31 protein-coding genes and 1 tRNA gene are annotated in these 25,760 nt (G+C 35.2%); 12 read left to right on the top strand and 20 right to left on the bottom strand.

What is annotated here, in order from left to right; translation table 11 throughout:
* Window positions 1-21: 21 nt before the first annotated feature.
* Both SPD48_RS17165 and SPD48_RS17170 read right to left on the bottom strand, forming a co-directional pair.
* Window positions 22-504 (bottom strand): hypothetical protein, encoded by a 483-nt coding sequence (locus SPD48_RS17165; RefSeq protein ID WP_336259354.1) that lies wholly within the window; start codon window positions 502-504, stop codon window positions 22-24.
* A 370-nt stretch (window positions 505-874) separates the two neighbouring features.
* The gene (locus SPD48_RS17170) at window positions 875-1,021 is read right to left on the bottom strand and encodes a lmo0937 family membrane protein (RefSeq protein WP_336259355.1); all 147 of its coding nucleotides are present in this window, start codon (window positions 1,019-1,021) and stop codon (window positions 875-877) included.
* Window positions 1,022-1,196: 175 nt separating this feature from the next.
* On the opposite strand from SPD48_RS17170, the gene SPD48_RS17175 reads away from it, so the two are divergent.
* Window positions 1,197-1,649 carry a DUF2188 domain-containing protein gene (locus tag SPD48_RS17175; RefSeq protein WP_336259356.1) on the top strand — a complete coding sequence of 151 codons (453 nt, stop codon included), beginning with the start codon at window positions 1,197-1,199 and terminating at the stop codon, window positions 1,647-1,649.
* A gap of 488 nt (window positions 1,650-2,137) precedes the next feature.
* Here SPD48_RS17175 and SPD48_RS17180 read toward each other — a convergent pair whose 3' ends face one another.
* Window positions 2,138-3,508: a leucyl aminopeptidase family protein gene (locus SPD48_RS17180; protein WP_336259357.1), complete on the bottom strand. Its 1,371-nt coding sequence runs from the start codon at window positions 3,506-3,508 to the stop codon at window positions 2,138-2,140.
* Window positions 3,509-3,611: 103 nt separating this feature from the next.
* Here SPD48_RS17180 and SPD48_RS17185 point away from each other — a divergent pair, with 103 nt between their 5' ends.
* Window positions 3,612-4,394 (top strand): ABC transporter substrate-binding protein, encoded by a 783-nt coding sequence (locus SPD48_RS17185; protein WP_336259358.1) that lies wholly within the window; start codon window positions 3,612-3,614, stop codon window positions 4,392-4,394.
* Between the two features lie 71 nt (window positions 4,395-4,465).
* Here SPD48_RS17185 and SPD48_RS17190 read toward each other — a convergent pair whose 3' ends face one another.
* From SPD48_RS17190 to SPD48_RS17205, 4 genes are all read right to left on the bottom strand, one after another.
* The gene (locus SPD48_RS17190) at window positions 4,466-6,304 is read right to left on the bottom strand and encodes an ABC transporter ATP-binding protein (RefSeq protein WP_336259359.1); all 1,839 of its coding nucleotides are present in this window, start codon (window positions 6,302-6,304) and stop codon (window positions 4,466-4,468) included.
* The gene (locus tag SPD48_RS17195; RefSeq protein ID WP_336259360.1) at window positions 6,301-8,025 is read right to left on the bottom strand and encodes an ABC transporter ATP-binding protein; all 1,725 of its coding nucleotides are present in this window, start codon (window positions 8,023-8,025) and stop codon (window positions 6,301-6,303) included. The genes SPD48_RS17190 and SPD48_RS17195 overlap by 4 nt, the downstream gene beginning before the upstream one ends.
* Before the next feature lie 323 nt (window positions 8,026-8,348).
* A complete protein-coding gene (locus tag SPD48_RS17200) occupies window positions 8,349-9,401 on the bottom strand; it encodes a YkvI family membrane protein (RefSeq protein ID WP_336259361.1) in 1,053 nt (350 codons plus the stop codon).
* A 168-nt stretch (window positions 9,402-9,569) separates the two neighbouring features.
* Window positions 9,570-10,751, bottom strand: coding sequence for an NAD(P)/FAD-dependent oxidoreductase (locus tag SPD48_RS17205; protein WP_336259362.1), 1,182 nt, complete (start codon window positions 10,749-10,751; stop codon window positions 9,570-9,572).
* A 137-nt stretch (window positions 10,752-10,888) separates the two neighbouring features.
* Between SPD48_RS17205 and SPD48_RS17210 the strand changes: the two genes are divergently transcribed.
* Genes SPD48_RS17210 through SPD48_RS17225 form a run of 4 tightly spaced genes read left to right on the top strand, consistent with a single transcriptional unit; the run spans window position 10,889 to window position 13,320 of the window.
* Entirely contained in the window at window positions 10,889-11,161 is a 273-nt protein-coding gene (locus SPD48_RS17210; protein WP_336259363.1) for a (2Fe-2S)-binding protein, read from the top strand.
* Window positions 11,151-11,549, top strand: coding sequence for a (2Fe-2S)-binding protein (locus SPD48_RS17215; protein ID WP_336259364.1), 399 nt, complete (start codon window positions 11,151-11,153; stop codon window positions 11,547-11,549). Before SPD48_RS17210 ends, SPD48_RS17215 begins: the two co-directional genes overlap by 11 nt.
* Entirely contained in the window at window positions 11,536-12,744 is a 1,209-nt protein-coding gene (locus SPD48_RS17220; protein WP_336259365.1) for an NAD(P)/FAD-dependent oxidoreductase, read from the top strand. The genes SPD48_RS17215 and SPD48_RS17220 overlap by 14 nt, the downstream gene beginning before the upstream one ends.
* A 27-nt stretch (window positions 12,745-12,771) precedes the next feature.
* Window positions 12,772-13,320: a shikimate kinase gene (locus SPD48_RS17225; RefSeq protein ID WP_336259366.1), complete on the top strand. Its 549-nt coding sequence runs from the start codon at window positions 12,772-12,774 to the stop codon at window positions 13,318-13,320.
* An 81-nt stretch (window positions 13,321-13,401) separates the two neighbouring features.
* Here the strand turns inward: SPD48_RS17225 and SPD48_RS17230 are convergent, their stop codons facing one another.
* From SPD48_RS17230 to SPD48_RS17240, 3 genes are all read right to left on the bottom strand, one after another.
* On the bottom strand, window positions 13,402-13,716 hold the full coding sequence (locus SPD48_RS17230; RefSeq protein ID WP_336259367.1) for a DMT family transporter: 315 nt from the start codon (window positions 13,714-13,716) through the stop codon (window positions 13,402-13,404).
* Window positions 13,717-14,070 carry a DMT family transporter gene (locus tag SPD48_RS17235; protein WP_336259368.1) on the bottom strand — a complete coding sequence of 118 codons (354 nt, stop codon included), beginning with the start codon at window positions 14,068-14,070 and terminating at the stop codon, window positions 13,717-13,719. It lies immediately after the preceding gene.
* A gap of 86 nt (window positions 14,071-14,156) precedes the next feature.
* On the bottom strand, window positions 14,157-14,942 hold the full coding sequence (locus SPD48_RS17240; protein WP_336259369.1) for an HAD family hydrolase: 786 nt from the start codon (window positions 14,940-14,942) through the stop codon (window positions 14,157-14,159).
* A 232-nt stretch (window positions 14,943-15,174) separates the two neighbouring features.
* Here SPD48_RS17240 and SPD48_RS17245 point away from each other — a divergent pair, with 232 nt between their 5' ends.
* Genes SPD48_RS17245 through SPD48_RS17255 form a run of 3 tightly spaced genes read left to right on the top strand, consistent with a single transcriptional unit; the run spans window position 15,175 to window position 15,975 of the window.
* Window positions 15,175-15,447, top strand: a complete 273-nt coding sequence (locus tag SPD48_RS17245) for an MOSC N-terminal beta barrel domain-containing protein (RefSeq protein WP_336259370.1) — start codon at window positions 15,175-15,177, stop codon at window positions 15,445-15,447.
* Window positions 15,440-15,763 carry a hypothetical protein gene (locus SPD48_RS17250; RefSeq protein ID WP_336259371.1) on the top strand — a complete coding sequence of 108 codons (324 nt, stop codon included), beginning with the start codon at window positions 15,440-15,442 and terminating at the stop codon, window positions 15,761-15,763. The genes SPD48_RS17245 and SPD48_RS17250 overlap by 8 nt, the downstream gene beginning before the upstream one ends.
* A 41-nt stretch (window positions 15,764-15,804) precedes the next feature.
* Entirely contained in the window at window positions 15,805-15,975 is a 171-nt protein-coding gene (locus tag SPD48_RS17255) for an MOSC domain-containing protein (RefSeq protein ID WP_336259429.1), read from the top strand.
* 43 nt (window positions 15,976-16,018) lie between these two features.
* Here SPD48_RS17255 and SPD48_RS17260 read toward each other — a convergent pair whose 3' ends face one another.
* Window positions 16,019-16,402 (bottom strand): CotD family spore coat protein, encoded by a 384-nt coding sequence (locus SPD48_RS17260; protein WP_336259372.1) that lies wholly within the window; start codon window positions 16,400-16,402, stop codon window positions 16,019-16,021.
* Between the two features lie 237 nt (window positions 16,403-16,639).
* On the opposite strand from SPD48_RS17260, the gene SPD48_RS17265 reads away from it, so the two are divergent.
* Together SPD48_RS17265 and SPD48_RS17270 are read left to right on the top strand one after the other, a co-directional pair.
* Window positions 16,640-17,221 (top strand): SCO family protein, encoded by a 582-nt coding sequence (locus tag SPD48_RS17265; RefSeq protein ID WP_336259373.1) that lies wholly within the window; start codon window positions 16,640-16,642, stop codon window positions 17,219-17,221.
* 159 nt (window positions 17,222-17,380) lie between these two features.
* On the top strand, window positions 17,381-17,815 hold the full coding sequence (locus tag SPD48_RS17270; RefSeq protein ID WP_336259374.1) for a DUF4064 domain-containing protein: 435 nt from the start codon (window positions 17,381-17,383) through the stop codon (window positions 17,813-17,815).
* Between the two features lie 397 nt (window positions 17,816-18,212).
* Here SPD48_RS17270 and SPD48_RS17275 read toward each other — a convergent pair whose 3' ends face one another.
* The 3 genes from SPD48_RS17275 to SPD48_RS17285 all read right to left on the bottom strand — a co-directional run bounded on the left by SPD48_RS17275 (window position 18,213) and on the right by SPD48_RS17285 (window position 19,309).
* The gene (locus SPD48_RS17275) at window positions 18,213-18,374 is read right to left on the bottom strand and encodes a hypothetical protein (RefSeq protein WP_336259375.1); all 162 of its coding nucleotides are present in this window, start codon (window positions 18,372-18,374) and stop codon (window positions 18,213-18,215) included.
* A 165-nt stretch (window positions 18,375-18,539) separates the two neighbouring features.
* Window positions 18,540-19,097 (bottom strand): VanZ family protein, encoded by a 558-nt coding sequence (locus tag SPD48_RS17280; protein ID WP_336259376.1) that lies wholly within the window; start codon window positions 19,095-19,097, stop codon window positions 18,540-18,542.
* Between the two features lie 138 nt (window positions 19,098-19,235).
* Window positions 19,236-19,309: transfer RNA gene (locus SPD48_RS17285), tRNA-Arg, on the bottom strand.
* A 452-nt stretch (window positions 19,310-19,761) separates the two neighbouring features.
* Between SPD48_RS17285 and clpP the strand changes: the two genes are divergently transcribed.
* The gene (gene clpP / locus SPD48_RS17290) at window positions 19,762-20,355 is read left to right on the top strand and encodes an ATP-dependent Clp endopeptidase proteolytic subunit ClpP (protein WP_336259377.1); all 594 of its coding nucleotides are present in this window, start codon (window positions 19,762-19,764) and stop codon (window positions 20,353-20,355) included.
* 173 nt (window positions 20,356-20,528) lie between these two features.
* On the opposite strand, the gene SPD48_RS17295 is transcribed toward clpP, so the two are convergent.
* From SPD48_RS17295 to SPD48_RS17320, 6 genes are all read right to left on the bottom strand, one after another.
* On the bottom strand, window positions 20,529-20,786 hold the full coding sequence (locus SPD48_RS17295) for an HPr family phosphocarrier protein (protein ID WP_336259378.1): 258 nt from the start codon (window positions 20,784-20,786) through the stop codon (window positions 20,529-20,531).
* A 128-nt stretch (window positions 20,787-20,914) separates the two neighbouring features.
* Complete coding sequence (gene whiA / locus SPD48_RS17300; protein WP_336259379.1) at window positions 20,915-21,853, bottom strand: DNA-binding protein WhiA; 939 nt, start codon at window positions 21,851-21,853, stop codon at window positions 20,915-20,917.
* Window positions 21,854-21,873: 20 nt separating this feature from the next.
* Window positions 21,874-22,842: a gluconeogenesis factor YvcK family protein gene (locus tag SPD48_RS17305; RefSeq protein ID WP_336259380.1), complete on the bottom strand. Its 969-nt coding sequence runs from the start codon at window positions 22,840-22,842 to the stop codon at window positions 21,874-21,876.
* A gap of 1 nt (window position 22,843) precedes the next feature.
* On the bottom strand, window positions 22,844-23,722 hold the full coding sequence (gene rapZ, locus SPD48_RS17310; protein WP_336259381.1) for an RNase adapter RapZ: 879 nt from the start codon (window positions 23,720-23,722) through the stop codon (window positions 22,844-22,846).
* A gap of 303 nt (window positions 23,723-24,025) precedes the next feature.
* Window positions 24,026-24,967: a thioredoxin-disulfide reductase gene (gene trxB / locus SPD48_RS17315; RefSeq protein WP_336259382.1), complete on the bottom strand. Its 942-nt coding sequence runs from the start codon at window positions 24,965-24,967 to the stop codon at window positions 24,026-24,028.
* Between the two features lie 274 nt (window positions 24,968-25,241).
* Window positions 25,242-25,760, bottom strand: a complete 519-nt coding sequence (locus SPD48_RS17320) for an acyltransferase (RefSeq protein WP_336259383.1) — start codon at window positions 25,758-25,760, stop codon at window positions 25,242-25,244.

Consider the following 25,760-nt stretch of genomic DNA (forward strand, 5'->3'; position numbering starts at 1 on the left):
TGCTTTAAGAGTGGGACTTCTTTATATGTGAAAGAGCTTTTCATTTCTTAACATATGTACAGTATCAACACAAACAATTATTAATGCGACCATATAGAAACCATATCCGACATAGCTAATTATTTGAGCGGCAATATCGACTCCGCTAAAAATAGACCCAAACACTAATTTCTGAATATCACTTTTAAATATAACTTGAACGATCGTAACTACAATAGACGCAAAAACAATCACAGTTAGCGAAATAAGTATGGAAACATAATTAGTAATCCGTATAAAAATATGATGCAAATAAGCTAGCAAAAATCGTGTTAATGGTCCTGATTTTTCTGCTTCTTTTCTTTTTGCATATTTTTCTATAACAATAAAAAGACGTGGCAAACCAGCTTGCATAAAAATAAAAAATGTAATGTATGCTAGACCAGAATTATAAATTGTGACTAAATTAATGATAAATGTTATCCCAAGCAGAAGAAAAATATACCATCCCTTCACCTCATTCACCTCGATCCTATCATCCTTCGCTAGTCTATCAATTTCCCTTTTAATTGAAAACATGCATTTTACCTATTTATTAACTGAACAAGAAGACCTATTTATGAAATTCTATTCTCTTTTATTAGCAAAATCTCTTAAAATATGACCAGTAATGCAAAAAAGTTAAATATCAATTTCAGTTCAACGAAGGATTTCAGTCAGTTGGCGAATAAACGTAAAATTCGGTATTTATGTTCCTTCATTTAATGCTATTAAGTATTTAATTCATCCTGTCATCAAAAAATAACAAAACGAACGAAAAAACGTAATCCCTATTGAGATTACGCCTTTTTCAGTTTGATGAGTATATCGTTTGGTTTTAAAATTGAAATTTTGCTTAAGGTGCTCGTCCGCCTGTAATTAATCGAATAATTAATACAATTACTGCGATGACGAGTAAAATATGGATCAGATTTCCGGCAATATCAAAAGAGAAACCTAAAATCCAAAGTAGTATTAATATACCAATAATTGTCCAAAGCATAGTTAAAGTCCTCCTTTAATTTGTGCTTTCAATTAGGTAATAATTACATACCTTAAATAAACGAACTTTAAACTTATCATGCTTAAAAAGGTCTACTCTACTATATCAATGTTATTTATTTGATCATTTTGGGTACATAAAAGTGAAGTAACTATTAGAAAAGGAGTTGTATAAAATGCCTTGGGATATGGACGATTATCCTCGTTCCTTAAAAAACTTTGATAAGCCACTTAGAAAAAAAGCAATCGATATTGCTAATGCGATGATTGATGAAGGATATAGTGAAGGAAAAGCAATTCCGATTGCAACCGAACAAGCAAAAGAATGGTATAAAAATGCCAGTGATAAAGAAATCAAGGACTATGAAAAACATGGAGATCCAACGACACATTCTTCTCACTATCATAGCAATCCAAAATTAGCAGATGAACCTGAATGTATTATCCCTCACGAAGATGGCTGGGCTGTCGAAGCAAAAGGAGCAAAAAAAGCTGCGAAAGTATTTAATAATAAACAAGATGCGATTGAATATGGAGAAAAAGTGGCTGCAAATAAAGGTACACAATTAATTATTTATGATGAAGATCGAAACATTTCTGAAAAGAGAGATTGTAAACCAACTCATTAAGAAAGGCAGTTTAAAACTATAGATGTTTAATTGTATAAACATATACATTTTACCCTAGTTTTTATTGCAAAAATTTATTCCAATCTTCACTTTTAAATCCACTCTCCCTTTTTGGAGAGTGGGAACAAGGAATGAGGTAATTATTTATAATTCAAAATAAGCTTTTAACATTAATATGCGCATCCCCCAAATAATAAGGAATCGGATCGAAATGTTATTCGCTCCAATCAGTTTATGGGGAATGCCTTGCTTGCAAAGTAGAAATACAATCTAGTTGCCACTTAGCAATTTTCTTCTTAATAAAAGCTGAGACATAAATAGACTAGCAACCGAAAGGACGAATATTATGTTAGTTAACCATAGAAAAGCGAAGTATATAAATCTAGCATAGTTCGTCTTGTCTTTCGTAAAAAATTGTCCCTGCCTCTATCCTCAATTGATTGACCATATACATGTAAAAATTAATTACCGATATTTTAAAAATACTGTTATTTAGATGCATGAACTGCATAATCTGCTAATAATCTTGCTCCATATCCTGTTGCAGAATTGCCATAGTAGCCACTCTCTTTGCTATCCATTACTCCAGCCATATCTACATGAAGCCACTTACAGTTTTCTGGGACAAATCGACGTAAGAACAATGCTGCCGTAATCGAACCAGCCGTACCTTGATTACTTATATTAGAAAAGTCTGCATAATCGCTTTTCAACGTTTTATCATAGTCTTCAATTAACGGCATTGGCCATACGAAATCACCATTTTCGTCACCAATCTCTTTTATTTCTGCCATTAATTCTTCTTCACCAAACACACCACCGATTTTCGTGCCAAGTGCAAATAAAATTGCTCCTGTTAATGTAGCAATATCAATCACATAGTCTGCTTTAAGTTCACCGGCACGGATCAGTCCATCGGCTAAAATTAAGCGGCCTTCTGCATCTGTATTTCCTACCTGAACGGTTTGCCCAGTCTTATATGTAATTATATCCCCCGGTAAAACCGAATGACGATCTGGCATGTTTTCAACTGTTTGAATAAGCCCCACTACATTTACATTAGCATTTGATTCTGCGAGAAGTTTTACAGCTCCAGCAACAGCTGCTGCTCCACCCATATCCATACGCATATCACTTAAATCACGCGCATTTTTCAAGCTAATTCCACCTGTATCAAACGTAACACCTTTCCCGACCAAAGTGATCAGTGGTTTTGATGCATCCCCTTGATAGTGAAGTTCAATAAATGCTGGATCATACTTACTACCTCGGTTCACTGCCAATAAACCGTTCATTTCCATTTCTTCAAGAGTCGCCTTATCATGAACGATTACTTCTACATCTGTATTCGCAAATTCATCTTTTAAAATCGTTGGAAATGTTTCTGGATTTAACGTTGATGGAATTTCATTTGTCAAATCACGTGAAAACTGTACTGCTTCAGCACGAGTTTTTGCTGTTCCAACCAAGTTTTTCACGTCATTTTCATCTGTAAACGTAAGACTTGTCATTTGTGCAGTTGTTTTCGTCTTATATTTATCAAACGAGTAAGCCCCTAAGTACCACCCTTCAACAAAAGCAATTATCGTTTTATTTTCATTTAATTTGCTAAAAGCCGTCTTAAGATCTGCACCATTTATCTCTGCCTGTTCAATCTTACGCTTTGTTAATTCTCTAGCAATTGAACCTGCAATCATCCGCACTTTATCTAATTTTTGTTTTTTCTCAGTTACTTCTTTCACCATAATATGTATTTCATTATCTGTATAAAGGGTTGCAAATTCTCCTGATGACGTTTTAATAAAGGATTGTAAGTCTTTATTATCGGTTGTAAATAAAATCTTTGCATGTTTACTCATAAAATTGCCTCCTATCAAGTTTATTACTTAAAAGTATGGCTTACTTTCACTCATTTCGCAATGAATCTGCTATTATGTTACGATGATAAAAAGGAGGCTTACAATGAAAACCATTGAAGATCACCTCGGACGAAGTCTAACTTATAATTACCTACCAAAACGAATTATCTCTTTTGCACCCGCAATTACGGACACTTTATACAGTTTGAATCTTGAAAAGAAAATAGTTGGCAGGACGAGGTTTTGTATTCATCCAAAAGGAAAAGTTGAACAAGCCGTAAACGTTGGTGGCACAAAAGATATGAAACTAGATCGTGTTCTTGCGTTGAAACCCGATCTCATCATCGTTGAAAAAGAAGAAAACACAAAAGAAATGGTCCAACAATTAGAAGCATATTTTCCGGTTTTTGTATTCGAAGTACAAACAGTGGCTGACGCATTAAAAATGATCGATGATTTAGGTAAGTTAACCGCCCGTCAACAAGAGGCCACTAACTTAATTAAAAAAATTAAAACCGCTTTTGACCAGCTTCCAACACTTGATGTAAGTAAACGTGCCGCATATATGATTTGGAAAAATCCTTATATGGTCGTTGGGAATAATACGTATATTCAATCATTACTTGAGACATTAGGTTTTGCAAATCCTTTCATAGCATATGAGGGCAGGTATCCATCTGTCACAAAACAAGATATTTTACAAGCTAATCTTGATTATATATTTCTTGCAACAGAGCCATTCCCTTTTCGTGAAAAACATTTACAAGAATTCAAAAAAATAGCGCCACAAGCAAAACCGTTAATCGTAGATGGAGAGATGTTTTGGTATGGCGTAAAAATGCTTAAAGCAGCCCACTATTTTCGAAATGAACTGTTAAGCCACTAAATATAAAACACCCCCGAGGTTAGAGTTTAGTCTAACTTGGGGGTACAATAAGATTAGTATGTTTTCCTTTATTAAGCACTTTCCGTAAACTGACTTCTATATAGATCCGCATAAAAACCGTTCAACTCTAATAACTGTTGATGAGTACCCTGTTCAATTACTGCCCCCTTATCCATAACTAAGATGACGTCTGCACCCAAGATCGTTGATAATCGATGTGCAATAACAAAACTTGTTCTTCCTTTCATTAAATTTTCCATCGCTTCTTGGATAAAAATTTCAGTTCGAGTATCTACGCTTGAGGTTGCTTCATCCAAAATCATAATTGGTGAATTAGCTAACATTGCGCGCGCAATTGTAAGTAATTGTTTTTGTCCCTGAGAAATATTCGTTGCCTCTTCATTCAAAATCGTGTCATACCCCTCTGGTAATCGTTTAATAAAATGATGGGCATGGGCTGCTTTCGCCGCTGCATAAATCTCTTCATCTGTTGCGTGTTCTTTTCCATATGCAATATTTTCTTTAATCGTTCCTTTAAATAACCATGTATCTTGTAAAACCATCCCAAACTTCATTCTTAAATCGTCACGATTCATTTTAGTAATATCTATTCCATCAATCGTAATTCGACCGCCATCTAATTCATAAAAACGCATAAGCAAATTTACTAATGTTGTTTTTCCTGCTCCAGTTGGTCCAACAATGGCTACTGTTTGACCAGGAGAAGCATGTATATTTAAGTCTGTCATTAGTCTTTCTTCCCCATAGCCAAAGTCTACATGTTCAAAACGGACATCACCGTTTGTTTTTCTGTTCTGAATGGCATTGTGAACAGGTTCCTCTTCATTTTCGTCCAATAATTCAAATACACGTTCTGCTGCAGCAATTGTTGATTGAATTATATTCGCAATATTAGCAGTTTGCGAGATCGGTTGCGAAAACTGTCTTGTATACGTGATGAAAGCTTGAATATCCCCGATCAAAATTGTCCGCTTAATAACCAAGATTCCGCCGACAATACTAATAAGCACATAACTTATATTACTGATAAATGACATGAGTGGCATAATAATTCCAGAAATAAATTGCGCTCTACGACCAGAATCATATAACTCCTCATTGACCTTTTTAAACTGCTGAACTGATTTTTCTTCTTGACTAAATGCTTTTACGACTTCATGAGCCGTGTACATTTCCTCAATATGACCATTTAATTCACCGAGTGAACGTTGCTGAACGCCGAAATGCTTTTGCGATCTTTTTAAAAGCGGACGGATTACATATAGAGAAAGTGGAATACTTAACACTGCAATAATTGTCAGCAACGGACTGATCCATAGCATCATAATAATAATCCCGACAATAGTAACAAAAGATGTGATAAACGATGTTAAACTTTGCTGTAAAGTCGTTGCTATCGTATCAATATCATTCGTTACCCTACTTAAAATATCTCCATGAGATTTTCTGTCGAAATAAGACAGAGGCAAATCATTAATTTTTATAAAAACATCTTCCCGTAAGTAATACACCGTTTTTTGAGCGACACTAGCCATAATATATTGCTGAATAAATTGAAATAGACTGGCGACTATGTATAAGCCCGCCAATAAAAGGAGTAGTTGAACTATTTTAGGAAAATCAATAGCCGCTCCTGGTATTCCTTGAAATTTTGCATATGCTCCTTCAAACAAAACAGTAATTGTATCCCCCATTACCTTTGGACCAATGACACTGAAAACAGTCCCAAGTATAGCTGCTCCAAAGACGAGTAATAAACTGTTTTTATGAGGTTTCAAATATGCGAGTAAGCGGCGAAATGTTTTTTTAAAGTTTTTCGGTTTCTCTCCTGCAACTAACATTCCTCCATGTCCCCGCGGACCACTTGAACTATGTTTTTCTTTTGTCATACATTCTCCTCCTCTCCAAACTGAGATTTAACGATTTCCTGATACACCTTATTTTCTTTTAATAACGCTTCATGAGTCCCTATCCCGGCAATTTTACCTTTTTCTAATACGATAATCTTATCCGCATCCATGATCGTGCTGACCCTCTGTGCAACAACAATAACTGCACTTTCTTCTGTCTCTTCTTTCAATGCTTGGCGAAGCTTTTTATCTGTTTTATAATCCAGTGCTGAAAAGCTGTCATCAAAGATGTATATATCCGGTTTTCGAACGAGCGCCCTTGCTATTGATAACCGTTGTTTTTGTCCACCAGATAAATTAGCTCCTCCTTGCTCAATTTCCGAACCATAACCATTGGGCAATTGCTCGATAAAATCTTCCGCCTGCGCAATTTTGGCTGCATGCTTGACTTCGTCTTCTGTTGCATCCTCTTTACCAAAACGAATATTTTCCAATACAGACCCTGAAAACAGCAACGCCTTTTGCGGAACAAGCCCTATTTTACTCCGTATTTCAGTTAACTTTGTATCATTATTTTTTACTCCGTTTATTAAAACTTCACCTGATGTGGCTTCAAAGAAACGAGGAATTAAATTGATTAATGTAGTTTTACCTGCGCCTGTTCCTCCAATAATTGCTGTTACGTTTCCTGCTTCTGCTTTAAATGTAATATCTTCAAGAGCTGGCTCATCTGCACCAGGATAGTAAAAAGTAACCTCTTTAAATTCTACAGTTCCTTTTTCCCTGTCTGCTGACATGTCTCCTTCTGTTACAATGTTTCTATCCATCTCTAACACTTCTTGGATCCGATGTGCCGATACAGTAGCCCGTGGCAGAATGACAAACATCATGGAAGCCATCATTAATGCCATCATCGTTAACATGACATATTGAATAAATGCCATTAAATCACCAATCTGCATATTACCACTATCAATACGTAGTCCACCGAACCAAATTATTAATACAATTGTAGCATTCATTAAAAACATCATTAATGGCATCGTAAACGCCATTAAACGATTTACTTTAATCGAAATCTCTGTTAATTCCGTATTGGCTACTTTTAACCTTTTTTGTTCTACATCTCTTTTGGCAAACGCTCGGATGACACGAATCCCAGTTAAATTTTCTCTAAAAACCATATTCAACCGGTCAAGCCGCTTCTGTACACCTTGAAATAATGGATATCCTTTTTTTAAGATGAATGCAATAGCTAAAACAATAAATGGAATAGCAAATAAAATAACGAGCGATAGTTTTGCATCTTTAGATAATGCCATAATCAACCCACCAATAAGCATAAACGGAGCCATTAAAAACATTCTTAGCATCATAATGGTTGCTTGTTGAATTTGCGTGACATCATTAGTCGTCCTTGTAATTAAGGAAGCAGTTCCGATCATATCAAACTCTTGCAATGAAAATTTACTCACATGGGTAAATACATCTTCTCTCATATCTCGCCCGACACTCATCGCAACAGTTGACGCATAATGGCTGATAATAACGGACATAATCACTCCTACTGCAGCAACAACGAGCATTAATAGACCGATTTTCCAAATATATGGAATGTCACCCGTCACGACCCCATTATCGACAATATCCCCCATCAATGTCGGTAAATAAAGCTGGGATAAAGATTGAATAAAAATTAGAAAAAAAATCAATATGATTAAAAATTTATATGACGATAAATAACTCATTAATTTCCGCATTGGGTGTCACCCTCTTCTATTGTTTTCAATAATTATCTTAGCACACCCTTCTCTCTCTTTGCTCTTAATATGTTCATGTGACCTAGCCTAGAATCAATGTTCTAAGAATCATTTAGAGTTTTAATTCTCTTTTTATTTATCAATCCACAAATCTTTAATAACTCAATATTTTTAAAGCAATTTATGCCATATTTTTTCATTAAAAAGTCAACATTCTCATAAGAAACACAAAATAAAGGCTGTTTCCATCCAAGGAAACAACCTTTATTCAAGTAGAATTATTTTCTTAATTTTCTTGTTTACTTTTAATTGATTAAAACTTTCTATTTACCGGCACGCTTTAATTTAAATGGTGCATAAATAAGTGCGAGGATTAAGAATAATCCTAAATATCCTATTAAAGAATAGAACTTGGCAACTAACGTTGTAAAACCAACAAAACTTAAAATAAATCCTACAATCAATGTAATGATAGTTGCAATATGAGCTTTTTTTGTATCCATTTCAAAAAATCGTGCAACAAATCCATAAAACATACCAAGTGCCGTATTAAAGATCATTCCAAAAAGAATTACCGCCATAAAAATAGCTAAAACTGGAGAAATATCTTCTACAATTTTTAGTAACGGTAAGTCAAACGCAGCTACAACGTCAACTTTAGAGAAGATCGCCAAGTGAGCAAGGATAATCATGATACCGATACCAAGTCCTCCTAGTAATCCACCAGTAGCTGCAATTCGTGAATCTTTTTCCGATCCACCTGCTACAAGTGCCATACCTGCCCCAACCGCAATATTAAAAGATACATAGTTAATTGCAGACACAAACCAGTTAGGGAATGATTTTTCCTGACTTTCTGCAATTGGCTGTAATTCTGAAAAGGATAAGTCCATTGTTGAGAAACTATAAATAGATATGATAACGATAAATAGTAATAAAAAAGGTGTAATACTTGCAATAACCGCAATAACTTTATCTACTTTTAACATCATAGATAATGCGACGACGATTGCCATAATCAAACTTCCAACGAAAACTGGTAACCCAAACTGCTGATTAACGGTAGATCCTGCACCAGCAATCATTACAACTCCAACACCGAATAAAGTAAATACAATGATAGCGTCTACAATTACTCCAAGATAACGTCCACTAATTTCATAAATTGCTGCCTTATGAGACTCTGCCTTCAATCTACTTCCTATATTCACTAATACCATTCCCAAGTATGCGAATAAAGCAGTTGCTACAACAGCAGCTAGCGTACCTTTAAAACCGAAACTAGTAAAATATTGCAAAATTTCTTGTCCAGACGCAAAACCCGCGCCTACAATTACTCCGATAAAAGCGCTTGCAATCTTTAAAGTTCTAAACATAATGGCCTCCATAAATAATAAAGTTTTAGTAAACTAATTTTACAGGTTTTGTAAATAAATGTCGAGCGTTAAATTTTACCAACAAAAATAAACAGATTAATGCGCGGCATCTTTACTTACCAACATGAAAGTAAGTGAAGGACCGCGCAAGATTTGACCTCATATTGTTTAAGAAAGTACTTTGGTCTTTTCAAAACGGTCAAAACGAAGTGGTTCTCTTGGGATAATTGTTTTAGATTTTTCGTTGATAATTTCTTCCATTAATTTACCAGTTCCAGTAGCTAAACTAATTCCATCTCCCTCATGTCCAGCAGCAATATAATAGCCAGGGATTTCTTCCACTTCTGAAACGATAGGTAAATGGTCTTCGGTAAATGGACGAAAACCAGTGTACGCACGGATCATTTTAAAGTCATCCATTTTCGGATAAAAACGTAGAGCACGTCTAGCAATTGTTTGCACGACTTGAATATCAATTGACGCATCATACCCGACAAATTGACGGCTACTTCCAAGTAAGAAGTTTTGACTTTCTGTCGGCTCAAGTACAAGTGCAACCCCATGTTCCGCTGTACGCTTATCAGCAACACGCTCACGACCGAATTTATTCATCAAATAACCGAACTCCATTACATTACGCATCATAACAGGCTGTTGTCTTGAACCTACCAGAATATGACCTTTACGCGGAACGATTGGAATATCAATATCTAACATTTTACCAATAAAAGGCGCCCATACACCCGCTGCGTTCACTACTTTTTTTGCAGTTACATTACCATTACTAGTTTCAATCGTAAAATCTGTGTCTTTCGTAATATTTGTAACTTCAGCAAACGTTTTCACTTCTAATCCGAATGATTTTTTCGCTTTTTCAATTAATGAATAACAGAAAAGATATGGGTTGATCAATGAGTCTGTCTCACACTCTAAACCACCAGGAATATCTTCTGCAAAAAATGGCGATTCATTACGAATATCTTTTTGATCCAACACATTGAACTTCAAACCAGCTTCACTTTGAGTTTTCACCCAGTCTACTGCCGCTTGCATTTCGTCATCATTATCACAAACTAAAATACTTCCATGCTTTCTATATTCAAACGGAATATCCAGTTTCTGATGAAGATCTTCGATAAGTTCCTGACTGACTAAAGACATATGGCTGTCGAAACCTGGGTCTTTATCAACAATCGTGACGTTACCATCACAGCGAGAACTTGTACCACTTGCGACATCATTTTTTTCGATCAAAATACAGTCAAGCCCAGATTCAGCAACATAATAAGCAACCGCACAACCGACAATTCCGCCACCTATTACAGCTACTTCATAGTTTTTATTACTCATAAGCTAAAACCTCCAGCCCAAGAAAATTAAGAAAAATGTAACTCTTTATTTATAATAACATAAAATTAAACAAATTTTGTGTTAGAATATATTTATTGGTATATATTTATTTAAATTCTTGTGTAAGGAGGCCTATGATGCGAGATTTAATCATATGTCGTTGTGAAGAAGTTTCTCTAAAAGATTTAGAAGAAACAGCCAAAAAATACAATTGTTCTGCCCGTGAACTGAAACTTAGAACACGAGCAGGTATGGGCTTCTGTGGAGGGCGTACTTGTCGACCTGCAGTTGACAAAGTACTTACCCATATGACAAAAGAAGATCCTACCAATGCTATTCCATTAAAAGTACAACCTCCAGTACGACCATTATCATTAACAGATTTAGGGGGTGCTTCTAATGACGACTAAACGAATCGTAAATCATCCAGTTTTAGGAGAGTTGGACAAACAGGAAAAAGTTACTTTTCAATTTGATGGTAATACATACGAAGGGTATGAAAATGATACGATTGCCTCTGCTTTGCTTGCCAACGGGATTCGCACCCTTCGTAAACATGAAGAAACTGGAAATCCACGTGGCATCTACTGTAATATTGGCCATTGTTATGAATGCCGTGTCACTGTTGATGGCGCATCAAACATACGTGCTTGTCTAACACCAATTAAAGCAAATATGGTTGTAGAGAGCGGTAAAGTTCAGCCTTCTCCATTAGATCCATCAAACGAAGGTGAACTCCCAAAAACGTATGCAGAATTTAAGCGACGGGAGGAACAACAAAAGAATGCAAAAAAATGATGTCGTAATAATCGGAGCAGGCCCAGCTGGCTTATCTGCTGCAATCCAATGTAGAGAAAATGGATTAAGTGTAACCGTTTTAGATGAATTCCCTAAGCCAGGAGGCCGTTTACTTGGACAGCTTCATGAAGAGCCAAGCGGTGAATGGTGGAACGGAATTAAAGAAACAAATAGTTTATTAGAAAAAGCTGAAAAAAATAATACTACGATTAAGTGCGGAGTTTCTGTCCATCATGTAGAAACGCTGGAAAATCATTTTGTAGTTCATACAAATAAAGGGTATTTCGCTGCCGACAATGTATTAATTGCTACTGGTGCAGCCGAATCTGCAGCACCGATTCCTGGTTGGACACTTCCGGGCGTTATGTCAATTGGTGCAGCACAGGTAATGACCAATGTACATCGTGTAAGCGTTGGCGAAAAAGGAATCGTTGCTGGCGTTAACGTACTTTCGGCAGCGATTACACGGGAATTACAGCTTGCTGGTATAGATGTAGTCGGCATGGCATTACCATCCCGTAATATCGTCTCGGAAGATCAAGCGAACCCACGTGAAGTAATGGAACGTATGGTTCGAATTGCACATTTAGCACCGTCCAAATTTATTCAATTCGGAAGTAAGTTTGCGACATTTAAGTTTGTTCAAAATCTTGCTTTGCAATTTTTCCCTAAAGGCGGGATCAAAATGTGGGATATGCCAATTCACCTTCGCAAGGCAATTAAAGAAATTAACGGAACCGATAAAGTAGAATCTGTCACGATGGTAGATGTTACTATGGATGGCGATATCATTCGTGGCACAGAAGAAACGATATCGGTTGACTTTGTATGTATCGCAGGCGGATTGTACCCATTAGCTGAACTTGCTGCGGTAGTCGGATGTCCATTCCAGTATTCAGAAGAATTAGGTGGACATGTCCCAATACACAGTGAGGCAATGGAAACTCCAATTGAGGGTATTTTCGTAGCTGGTAATATTACTGGAATCGAAAGTGCAAAAGTTGCAAGAGAACAAGGAACAGTTGCAGGACTATCGATCGCTAAAAAAGTAACTGGCAACAAAGAAATTGATTCGAAGTTACAAGATGCTATAACTAATGTAAAAGCAACACGTAATGCGGCCACTATTCAATTCCATCCGCGTATTGATGAAGGACGTGCAAAGATTTCACAAGCTTTTAATGAAATATCATAACGATGAAAAGGAAGTAATGGTGTAAAAATGAATAGGTCTCTTCATTCCGTGCGAGAAAAAAGTCTCGTTTTTATTGGGTTTATGGGGGTTGGTAAAACAACCGTAGCACAACTTGTTGCTAAGAAATTATACCGAGATTTCGTAGATATCGATCATGAAATTGAAAAAGAATATGGTATGCCCACAACAGAAATCTTCAAGTCAATCGGGGAAGCTAAATTTCGTACGAAAGAAAAAGAATATGTGCTACGCTATTGTAAACAACCTTTGAAAGTTATTTCACTTGGAGGCGGTGCCTTCATGCAAGAAGATATTCGTAAATCCTGTCTTGAACATAGCATTGTTTTTTACTTGGATATTTCATGGGATTCTTGGAAAGAACGTTTGCATATGTTGGTCGACAGTCGTCCCGTTTTACAAAATCGTTCATTAGAAGATATTGAAACATTGTTTAATGAACGAAAATCAACGTATGAAGACCATAATTCCAAACTGATGACTGATCATATTAACGAAGAAGAGGTCGCTGACTATATTATCGATTCAGTGAAACTCGCATGGGAACTATATAGTTAAAGAATAACAACTTTCTTTCAAAGCAAACAAAAAGATAGGTGAAAATTCATTTAGAATTTCCACCTATCTTTTTTCAAATGGTTATCCAAATACTTTCAATCCTACCGCTCCTGTAATAATACAGGTTAAAAACACAATCCGTAATAAACTTGCTGACTCCCTAAAGAAAAATATCCCCATAAGCACTGCTCCTGTTGCGCCTAATCCAGTCCAAATCGCGTAGGCGGTTCCTAAAGGAATTTCCCTCACTGCGAGTGATAAAAAAACAAAGCCAAATCCAAAAGTCAATATGAGAATGAATAACCAGAGAACACTTTTCCGCTTTAAAAACATATTAATACTGGCGACGCCAAAAATTTCACCAAAGCTTGCGATAACAAGATATACCCAGGCCAATCAATTCCCTTCCCTTCTAGGTAGATGTTTCTCTCTTCCTTCCACTTTCGCTGTCGTTAATTGGATTCCAACTACGCCAACAATGATTAATCCGATAAACATCCCTTTTGCATATGTAAATTCCGCACCTAGTAATGTAAAATCGATTATCGCTATTGACGCTGCTCCCATTCCTGTAAAAACAGCATACACCGTTCCTGAAGGTAACAACTCACACGCTTTAATAATTAAATAAAAACTAATAATAATTGAAATAACCGTACCTGTCCACATGAGAAATGTAGTAGAATATTTTAAGCCTAATACCCAAAACACTTCAACAACCGCTGCCAAAAACACATACAACCAGCCCACACTACTTCCTCCTCAAAAACAACCGATTAAAAGCTAGTTATACTTAAAAAGATAAAAAATCAGTGGATTTATTTTTTCGTTGTCAATTATGATAATGATTTTATAATCGGCATAATTTCACGTAATCTTCCCACTTCATATGTTGGTGTTACTTCCGTCAATTCTCTGTTGTGATGGTTAATCCAAATGGAATCAATCCCAATCTTTGAAGCGCCTAAAATATCTGTTAGGGGATTATCTCCGACCATAATTGCTTCATCTTTTTCCACTTTCAATAAACTTAGCGCATAATTAAAAATATCAACACTAGGCTTACCTTGCCCAAAGTCTCCAGAAATAACAATATGATCAAAATATGGCTCTAATTCCGGAGATAATGATAGTTTTGTATGTTGTAAATGAGGCGATCCGTTTGTCAGCATTAGTAATTGATATTTATCTTTTAGCAAATCTAATATTTCTAACGTTTCTTCATATAAATATACGTGTTTTTTTCGTTCTTCTGGAAAAGTGATGGCAAGTTCTTCTGCTAACTTTTCATCCTCAATATCTAAATCCTGCAATGCTTGAAGCCAAGCCTGTTTTCGGTATTTTGGAGCGGTTTCTCTAAGTCTTTTAAAGTCCTCTCCCTCATCTTGAAACTCTCCCCACATGCCCTCGAATGTTCCTATCCCGATATTACTTACAAATTTATATGTTTCATACGTAGGATATAGGGCTTCTGCATGCTGACGTACTTTCTTTTCTAATTGCTCAGGGTCTATATTATATTTTTTCACTACTTTTTCACAGGTAGATTTAAATGCTTCTTGAACGCTTTTATAATCCCATAGCAGCGTATCATCTAAATCAAATATAATTGCTTTTAACATAAATTCAACTCTTCCTTTATATTTACTAATAACTTTCCAACTTATATCTTATCGACATATGCTCAAAAAGTCCATTATAAACTAAAAGACTATCAATATGAAAGTACTTTACATACTAGCTTTAATAATCATTGGCACGTTTTGTGTTTAATTAATTAATAGATTATTATAATTAGAGGGAATATTCTATTAATTAGTGTACACTAATGTAAAAAGATAGGAGGCATATACTGTGAAAGTCGTATCTTTACATAGATATCCGGTGAAATCTATGATGGGTGAAGAGCTTAATGCGTGTGACATAACACCAAGAGGAATTTACGGTGACAGGATGTACGGGGTTGTTGACTCTGAAACTGGCAAACTCGCAAATGCAAAAAAACCCCAAAAATGGCCGACGATGTTTTATCATTGTTCTGTCTATGCTCGTCCCGTCAAACGAAGCGATCAGCTGCCACCAGTCCGAATAACATTGCCTAATGGAGAAATAATCCAAAGTGATTGACCCATCCATTCATTCTCGTTTATCGGAAAGCTTTAATCGAGATGTTACATTATGCTCACCCTCACCGGCTCCAATTAAATTCGAAAGTTATGTATCAAAGGAAATTGAAGAGTTAGAAAACAGAGGTTCTATTTTTTCCAGAGAATCACCTTCAGAAACATTTTTTGATATCGCATATGTTCACATTATAACAACTTATACCATTGATACCGTTAGGGAACTTGCTTCTGATAGCAGAATCGAAGCACGTCGATTTAGACCTAATATTATTATTGATGTTCCAGAGGAAAAGGATTTGTCGAAGAAGGATGGGTAGGGAAAACGATTCAACTTGGTAACGAAGTCGAACTAAAAATTATCCAACCAACCCAAAGATGCGTGATGACAACGCTCGCTCAAGTAGATTTACCAAACGATATTAATGTATTAAAAACGTTAGTAAGGGAAAATAACGGTAACTTTGGAGTGTATGCTGAAATTAAGCGACCGGGACATTTAAAAGTTGGAGATGAAATGAACATTCAATAAAAAGAAGCAGGTTTTCATCCTTGAAAACCTGCTTTATTTCATATTAGAACCATCCACGTCTTCTACGACATCTGCAGCGAGAACGGCATCCGCATCCAAATTGACCATATCCTGCTCCAGCTACTCTACCATCGTAACTGGCTCCTCTGACGTTGTTATTATAATCGCCAAAGCCACCTACTCCTCTACCTGGACCTTCACTAACTCCTCTTACATCCACTTCACGTACTCTGTTTTCAAAAGAAGTGGAATGCGGGAATAAATGCTCGTTACGAATCGTATGATTATTGATTACTTTCGTATGAGAGGGACGAATGTGTCGTACTGTTTCGTTTGAATACGTGCATTTGACTTCTTTTCTTGTTGGATAAACAATATCTCTAACATTTCCACATTGGCATTTGCCTTTACATCCACAATTGCTCATATTTTTTCTCCTTTCTTTTGCTTACTCATTTTTAATGTATGTCATATATGCATTTGTGTATAAGCTATTACCTACATTACACTTCCACTTTTGTCACATTTTTTTCACAAAATATTCTCTGTTTGTCTATTTACCTTCTCAATAAGTATGTTATTCTATGTTTGAGATTGTTTAAATACACCATACTTAAAGCATGGTTGATTTTCTACATAAAAATAACAGAACAGGATGATGCAAATGAGAAAGTGGATTAATTTATCCTTAATATTGACTTTGGTAGTTATTCTTGGAGCTTGTGGTGGAAACAAAGTGGAAACGAATATGTCGGATCCAGTAGAAGATTTTAGTGCTACCACTCAAGATGGAAATACTTTAACACGTGATGATTTAGAAGGGAAATGGTGGGTTGCAGACTTTATTTTTACGAATTGTACAACTGTATGCCTTCCAATGACGAGTAATATGAAAAAATTACAGGATAAGTTAGACGAAGCTGGTGTTAAAAACTATCACCTAGTCTCTTTTTCAGTTGATCCTGAATTTGACACCCCAGAAGTTTTAACCGAATATGCAGAACAATATGAAGCAGATTTATCCACATGGAGTTTCTTAACTGGCTATGATTTTGATTATATTAAAGACTTGTCTGTCAATTCATTTAAAAGTTTGGTCGCTCCACCACCCGAAGGCGAAGATCAAGTAAGTCATGGTACTTCATTCTTCCTTGTTAATCCGGAAGGAGAAATTATTAAACATTATAAAGGAACAGAAGCGGATCAAATGGATCAAATTGCCGAAGATTTAAAAAACCTGCAATAAATCCAATAATTTATTTTAAATTAGTTAAATAGTTATTAATACCGACATCATACATAGTCATTATGTATGATGTTTTTTTTTCTAAGATTCGTTAATATATAAAGGTAGTAGATTAAGTGAACTCATAAATTTTACCTAAATAATTTGGAGGCGAGTATAGTGAAGAGAACTGGTGAAATTACATTAATAATTATTGGGGCAGTGTTAAATTTATTAGGTATTATAGGTTTTGGTTTATTTACCTCATTTAGTCAAACCGACTTTTTCTTGTATAATGTCCTAGACGGATATGGAAGTCCTGAAGAGCTTTTCGTAATTAATATCATGACTGGCATTGGCTGGTTCTTAGCAATCCTATCTTTCTTTGCTCTTATTGCAGGAATTATAGCTCTATTCTTTTTTAAAGGCAATAAAAAACCAAAACCTGCGAGTATTATACTGATTATCACTTCAGTCATTGTTCTATTAGGTACGTTTGGAATGGGCTTCTTTGCTTTCTTATGCTATTTAGTTGCTGGAATTATGGGCTTAGTCCGTAAACCACCACATGTGGAAGTAGAAGAAGCGGTCACTGATCCATCAGTTGACCTATAATTGAGTACACATACTAAGAAGTTTGAATAAACTGTTCTAAATATATGAAAAAGCAATTGATGTAAACGCCCACTATACATCAATTGCTTTTTTATTACTAAGAATAAATTTTAGTTTATAGTCATTTCTTTGATTATGGTTAGAAGACTAATAGCTGCACCCTTATTACATTGAAAGGCTGAGATAAAAGTATTTTTATCAAATAAAGGACGAACTGTGCTAGATTTATGACAGTTTCGAAATTATGCTTCGCATTCCACTGGCACGGAAAAAGTTGTGGATACCTGGGACGTATTTGCTTTTAGCCGACGAGGAGTCTACATTTATTCCTTATTTTAACTAATATAATTATTCGTCCTTCAATTGCTGGTTTTAATTATCTCACGGCTTCACTTATTTATACTTCTCTACATCTACACACTAGTTCACGACGGCGGCGTCGATGACACCCACACCCGCCACGATGGTGGTCACCCCTAACTTCTCGACATTCGCAAATAAATCTGTCACGTCTTCTTCGGTCTCTTTCCCCTCTTATAAATTCACGCTCAAAACTCATAGACTTAACCCCCAATATTCAAATTAAAGCCAGCCAGCCTTAATATATTATACGGAGAGCTATTTATTTTGATTGGACAATCTGTCTGATTAAAATGTCTTTTTTTCGCAATAAGATAACACCATGTTAACGAATTCTGAAGAAAAATTGCATGAACACCGCCTATTACTTATTAGCAAAAATCAACAAGCCCATTAACACTATAAAGCTAAACGTACCGATTGTAGCCATTCGATTGAAGATTTTATTAATATTTACTTTAGTTTTAAATAACTTATGAAATACCAAGTATAATCCAATTCCTATAATTCCACCTAATGTATTTCCGATGAAATCCGTTATGTCAGTTGCACCAATCGCAAATATGAATTGAAGTACTTCAAACAACAAACTTACAATTGATATAGGAGCTACCTTTTTTAAAAATGCCCAATCTGGTTTTAGCATGCTTACATAAACTCCAAATGGAATAAAAATGAGTATATTATTAATAATTTCATCAAAATCAATCTGGTTGTTAATGATAACTGAGCCAGCAAAAGGAATTAAGTTAATTTCTCTAATATGTGGCAACTCTTGTAGTGAAAAAACCATTTTAAATAAAATTATCCAAATTAATGCTAGCAAATATACGACTAATAAACTTTTAGTTAATATTATTTCATTTCTTATAATTTTATTAGAATAATTTGGACGAGTATTTTCTCTATTTACTTTTCTCATAATCCCCCTCCTCTTCCCATCTTACAATAAGGAGGGAATATAAACCATAATAAATAACGTCTATTGCGAGTTTATTAACAAAAAAGACAAGAGTTACAATTCTACTGTAACTCTTGCCGTGTATAAGTTTAATGTTAGCGCGCCCGAGAGGATTCGAACCCCCGACGCCTGGTACCGGAAACCAGTGCTCTATCCAACTGAGCTACGGGCGCAATTTTACATACAAACGATATTATACCTTGACTCTTATATTTAATCAAGCCTTAATTTCCTAATAAGCCTGCCTAGAGTTTCGCGAGCAGCCTTCCCTGTTCTTTATTATTTAATTTTATAAAGAGCATGGATGACATCTAATTTCGCACAAAAAAATAAACTCAAATTCTTTTATTTATCATTCGAAATTAACAGTCACAAGCTGTTAATATTCTCCAAAGCAAGTAAATTTCCATAGTTTATTTTTGCTGACAATTACGTTATACTTTTCATAACTAGAAATTTTTTCTAGAAAAAATCACCTAATACTGTTTAAGAAAAAGCTGAATGGTAATGATATAATCTGTATGATCTTTTAAATACATATTGTTTGACCTTTTTTGACCATAGCGGTAAGATAATTACAGGCTCAAAAAATTAGGTGATTAGATAAATAAAGGAGGATTTTAATATGGTTTTAATACCAACAGTAATTGAACAAACAAATCGCGGTGAACGCGCATATGACATTTATTCCCGATTATTAAAAGACCGAATTATTATGTTAGGTAGCGCTATTGATGACAATGTTGCAAACTCAATTGTGGCACAATTATTATTTTTAGAAGCAGAAGACTCTAACAAAGATATTTCATTATACATTAACTCTCCAGGTGGTTCCATCACAGCTGGAATGGCAATTTACGATACCATGCAGTTTATTAAATCAGATGTTTCCACAATTTGTACGGGGATGGCCGCATCTATGGGTGCATTTTTACTTGCAGCTGGTGCAAAAGGTAAACGTTATGCTTTGCCGAACAGTGAAGTCATGATTCACCAGCCACTTGGTGGAACACAAGGTCAGGCATCGGATATTGAGATCCATGCTAAACGTATCATTCAGATGAGACAAAAATTAAACCAAATACTATCAGAAAGAACTGGTCAGCCACTTGATGTGATTGAAGCAGATACAGATCGTGATAACTTTATGTCAGCAGATCGAGCAGTTGAGTATGGATTAATCGACAAAGTTTTAGAACGCAAAGAAGAACAAAACTAAGTTTCGTAAAATGAACCCTTATCCAGCATTGGAATAAGGGTTCTTTATTTTCAATCCCGTTATGTAAGCGTTAACATATTTAGTCAGTAATAAAGCACGGTTACCGTGCAATAATTTCTATTGTAGAATAAAAAGGCGAAATAATAACTTATGTACTTCGCTCCTCCAACCTCTTATTCCTTAGATGTAATAAAGGATTCAAGCTCATTTAGTGCAATTTCTTCATCTGGACCATCAGCAATCAATGTGATCGTTTCACCTTTAGTAATTGCTAAACTCATAAGTCCCATGATGCTCTTTGCATTTATTCGTTTACCTTCTTTTTCCAAAAACAAATCTGCTGTAAATCGATTCGCCTCCTGGACAAACTGTGCCGCAGGCCTTGCTTGTAATCCTGATTCAAGTGAAACTTCTATTGATTTTTCCACCATCTTGATTCATCCTTTCTCATATCTATTAATGGATGTGATCTCAACTTAAAATAAATCGTACATGTAAATTAATTTTTTAAAATTAACGTTATTATATCATTTTATTATTTGAAAATAAACTTTACAAACTAATTGACTTCGTTACTTGTCCTTAAAGAGTCAGCAATTTGTTCAATCTTTTTTAATCGATGATTAACTCCTGACTTAGATAATTTACCTGTAGGTAATAACTCACCTAATTCTTTAAGTGTTACTTCAGGGTTTTCTAAGCGTGTCTGAGCAATTTCTTTTAATTTGTCTGGTAAAATATCTAGACCAGCAACATCTTTAATATATTTTATACTTTCTACTTGTCGAACAGAAGCACTGATCGTCTTATTCAAATTAGCTGTCTCACAATTCACTATCCGATTTACCGAGTTCCGCATATCCCGTACAATTCTTACATCTTCAAATTTAAATAAAGCAACATGCGCTCCGATCAAACTTAAAAATTCTGAAATTTTTTCTGCTTCTTTTATATAAACAATATACCCATTTCTTCTCTGTAGTTCACGAGCTTTTAATTCAAATTCATTCATTAAATAACATAGTAGATGATTATGATCTTGATCTAAATTAAACATTTCCAAATGATATGAGGACGTTTCTGGATTATTTATTGAACCTCTAGCAATAAAGGCGCCTCGTAAGTATGCTCGTTTACAGCATTCCGAATCAAACGAAAGTTCCATCTGTGCAAAACCATCCTGCTCATACTCTATTTGCAAAGTTTGTAAAAGGATTGTCACCCCATGCTTTACCCGAACAATATAAATATTATTTTTCTTTAATTTCATTTTTTTACGAACGAGTAATTCTACAGGACCATTAAAGATTGTTTTTAAAAGAGTAAAGATTCTTCTCGCAATAGCTGCACTCTCCGTCTGAATATCTAGCATATCGCTAGGTTTGACTGCTGAAATGACTCCATTCATACGAATTATCGCTGCCAATTCCGCTTTTAAACAACATTCATTTTCATCTAAATTAATAAGCTCTTTTTTTATTTCAGAAGTAAATGACAATTCCCTTCATTCCCTTTACCCTATTTTTTATTTAACGCCAAATGAAATAGCATTTCTGCTAGTCTTTTTGTATTATGTCGAACCATTGGGTGTGATTCATAGTCGAGAATATCTTCTTCTATCACACTCAAACCGAGTTGGGATAGTTTCTCTAGATCATATGTAACTGGAGAAGACTGCTGCTTACGATAGATTTCTAATATATCTCCTCGAATCAATTGGTTATGCACAATAATCGAATCTAATGAATTTGTACCAATATGATTATAGATCGCTTGAACATGATCTGCGGCGTCATAGTCATTTGTCTCTCCATTCTGAGTCATAATATTACACACATATACTCTTTTTGCTTTCGTATCTTGAAGTGCTTTTCCAACATCATTAATAATTAAATTAGGTAAAATACTCGTATATAAACTTCCTGGTGATACAACAACCAAGTCAGCATGAAGGATAGCTTCAACTACTTCCGGTATCGGTGATAAATTATTTGGTGTCAAAAAAACACGTTTTATCTTTTTATTTTTCATCGGAATTTGCGATTCGCCAGAAACGATCGTGCCATCATTCATCTCGGCGTGTAAAGTAACGGATTCATTAACGATCGGATAAATTTTCCCCTTCACATTGAACATATCGGATACTTCTTTTACAGCTGTATAAAAACTACCGGTAATAGAGCTCATAGCCACTAATACAATATTGCCTAAAGAATGCCCCGAAAGACCATTCGATACATTAAAGCGATGTTGAAATAATTCATGCAGCTCATCGTCTACATTAGATAATGCTGCAATCACATTACGAATATCTCCTGGAGCAGGTGTTTCAATATCTTTTCGTAATCTACCGGTACTGCCACCATCATCAGCAACTGTAACAATTGTTGATAAATCAATAGGATATTTTTTTAGACCACGCAGTAAGACTGGCATTCCGGTTCCCCCGCCTAAAACGACAATTTTAGGCTTTCTATGATTTGTCATATTAATGACCCTTTCTTTTATTTATATCTCGATGAGTAATATGGGTTGGGAAGTTATCGGAAAATTCTTTTGCATAATATTCACTTAGTGCCACAGACCGATGTTGTCCTCCTGTACAGCCAATTGCTATTACGAGCTGAGACTTTCCTTCTTTTTTATATTGTGGAATAATAAATTGTAATAAATCTACCATTTTTTCATTAAATTTAGCGGTTTCTGACCATTTAAATACATAATCCGAAACTTCCTTATCTAAACCTGTTAATGGTCGCATATGTTCTACGTAAAATGGGTTTGGCAGAAAACGAACATCAAATACTAGATCAGCATCAATTGGAATACCATATTTAAAGCCGAACGAAACAAAATGTACAGAGAACACCACTTCTTTTTTCTCGGAATAAAATTGATGGATTTTTTCACGAAATTCTTTTGGCTTTAAATCAGTTGTATCAATAATTTTCTGAGCACGACCTCTAAGTTCATCTAAAATTTTTCGTTCTTTTTTTATTCCATTTAAAGGAAGACCGCTCAAATCAAGTGGATGAGACCTTCTCGTTTCTTTGTATCGACTTACTAGCGTTTCATCTGTAGCATCTAAAAAAATAATATGCTCTTGTAACCAGTCTTCATCCCCTATAATATCCAATGATTCATATAAGGCATCAAAGAACTCTCTTCCTCTTAAATCGATAACTAGCGCAACTTTTTGAATATTATTCGTTGAATCTTTCATCAATTCTAGAAATTTAGGTATAAGGGTTGGTGGTAAATTATCCACACAATAATAGCCTAAATCTTCAAAGCTTTGTACTGCGACCGTTTTACCGGCTCCCGACATCCCAGTAATAATAATAAGTTTTGTCTCCGTCCCTGACATTTATTTTCCTCCCCAAACAAATCATATCTATATTCATATATTTACTCTCTGTTTTTCATTTTGAACTAACTGTTCATACTATATACTCTCATTATACCTTAAAGCAAGAACAGCAACAAAAGTAAGATACCGCAGAAATAGAGACAAATCTTTATGATAAAAAAAAGCACAGGTCATAACAACCTGTGCAAGTAACTAATTTATTAAAGGGGGTCAATTAGTTTAAATACATTATACCTAACGAATATTTCGTCTTGATTACAAACGTATTAAAAGCCAATAACTTTTATTTTTTAATGAAAATTACTTTACTTTTTCCGCTAGTTCTTCGATATATTTCTGCGATTGTTCAGCTGCAATACTTCCATCACCTGTAGCTGTTACAATTTGTCGTAAATCCTTCACGCGAATGTCTCCTGCAGCAAAAATTCCTGGGACTGTCGTTTCCATATTTTCGTTTGTTGGAATATATCCTTCTTCATCAACAATTCCTAATGATTTAAACGGTTCACTCAGTGGCACCATACCAATGTAGATGAAAACACCATCTGTTTCAAATTCACCAGTTTCTCCTGTTTTTACATTTTTAATAGAAAGTGATCCGACCTTACCGTCTTTTCCATTAACTTTCTCCACTACTGTGTCCCAAACAAACTCAATTTTTTCATTATTAAACGCACGATCCTGAATAATTTTTTGAGCACGCAGTTTATCTCTTCGGTGTATGATGGTTACTTTTTTCGCAAATCGAGTAAGGTAAATCCCTTCTTCAACCGCCGAATCTCCCCCACCTACAACGACGATTTCTTTATCCTTATAAAATGCACCATCACAAACGGCACAATAGGATACTCCCCGACCAGTTAATTCAACTTCACCCGAAATATTTAGCTTTTTATACTGTGCACCCGTAGTGATGATAAGCGCTCTAGTCTTATATGTCTTACTTCCCGCATTAACTTCTTTATAATCACCAAAATCTTCTACACCTTTTATATCTCCATAAGCATATTCAGCACCAAATTTTTTGGCATGTTCGAACATCTTAGTAGATAATTCTTGCCCTAAAATATTCTCATATCCTGGGTAATTCTCAATATCTTCTGTATCGACCATTTGGCCTCCAGGAATACCTCGTTCGAGCATCAATGTATCTAAATTAGCCCTTGAAGCATAAACTGCTGCAGTCATTCCAGCCGGGCCTGCTCCTGCGACAATTACATCATAAATACGATTATCACTCATACCAATACCTTCCTTCCAAGATTGTAATATTTGTGTTCATTATTGAATTTAATTATTAACTCTCTCTCTCTACTTATAGCTTATAAGAAGGTAAAGATTCCGTCTATTGTTTTGCTCACATTTGCACAAACTAGGCTTCCCATCATTATCTATTATATAACTTTTATAAAAAGTTCTTGATCCTTTATCTCGAGAGATTGTTCTACTAATTTCGCAAATTTGCACAACTACATAGAGCTAACCAAAATGAATAGTCAAGTGCAGTCTGTAATCGCTATTCGGTTGTACCAGCTTTTCGTTGTTCCATTTCCTCTTTTGTGTAAATTATTTTTATTGGATTGCCACCTACAAATGCTCCTGCAGGAACGCTTTTATTAACAAGCGAAGCAGCAGAAACAATTGCATTGTCTCCTATTGTTACACCAGGTAAAATAGTTGTATTTGCTCCAATCAACACATTATCTCCAATAATGACATCACCAATCCGGTACTCCTCTATTAAATATTCATGAGCTAGTAACGTTGTATTGTACCCTATAATACTATTTGTTCCGATTTTGATTCTTTCCGGAAACATAATATCTGGCATCACCATTAAGGCAAAAGAAGTCTGTTTTCCAACTTTCATTCGTAGAAAAGTTCGATACAACCAATTTTTCACACTTAAAAAGGGAGTATAACGTGCAATTTGAATGACAATAAAGTTCTTCATTACTTTAAAAAAAGATACCGTTTTGTATATTCGCCATAATGAATTAGCATCCTCTACTTTATATCTTTCCGTTTTTCGCAT

Origin of the sequence: Pseudogracilibacillus sp. SE30717A (genome assembly GCF_037071985.1) — a bacterium.
GTDB lineage: Bacteria > Bacillota > Bacilli > Bacillales > Amphibacillaceae > Pseudogracilibacillus.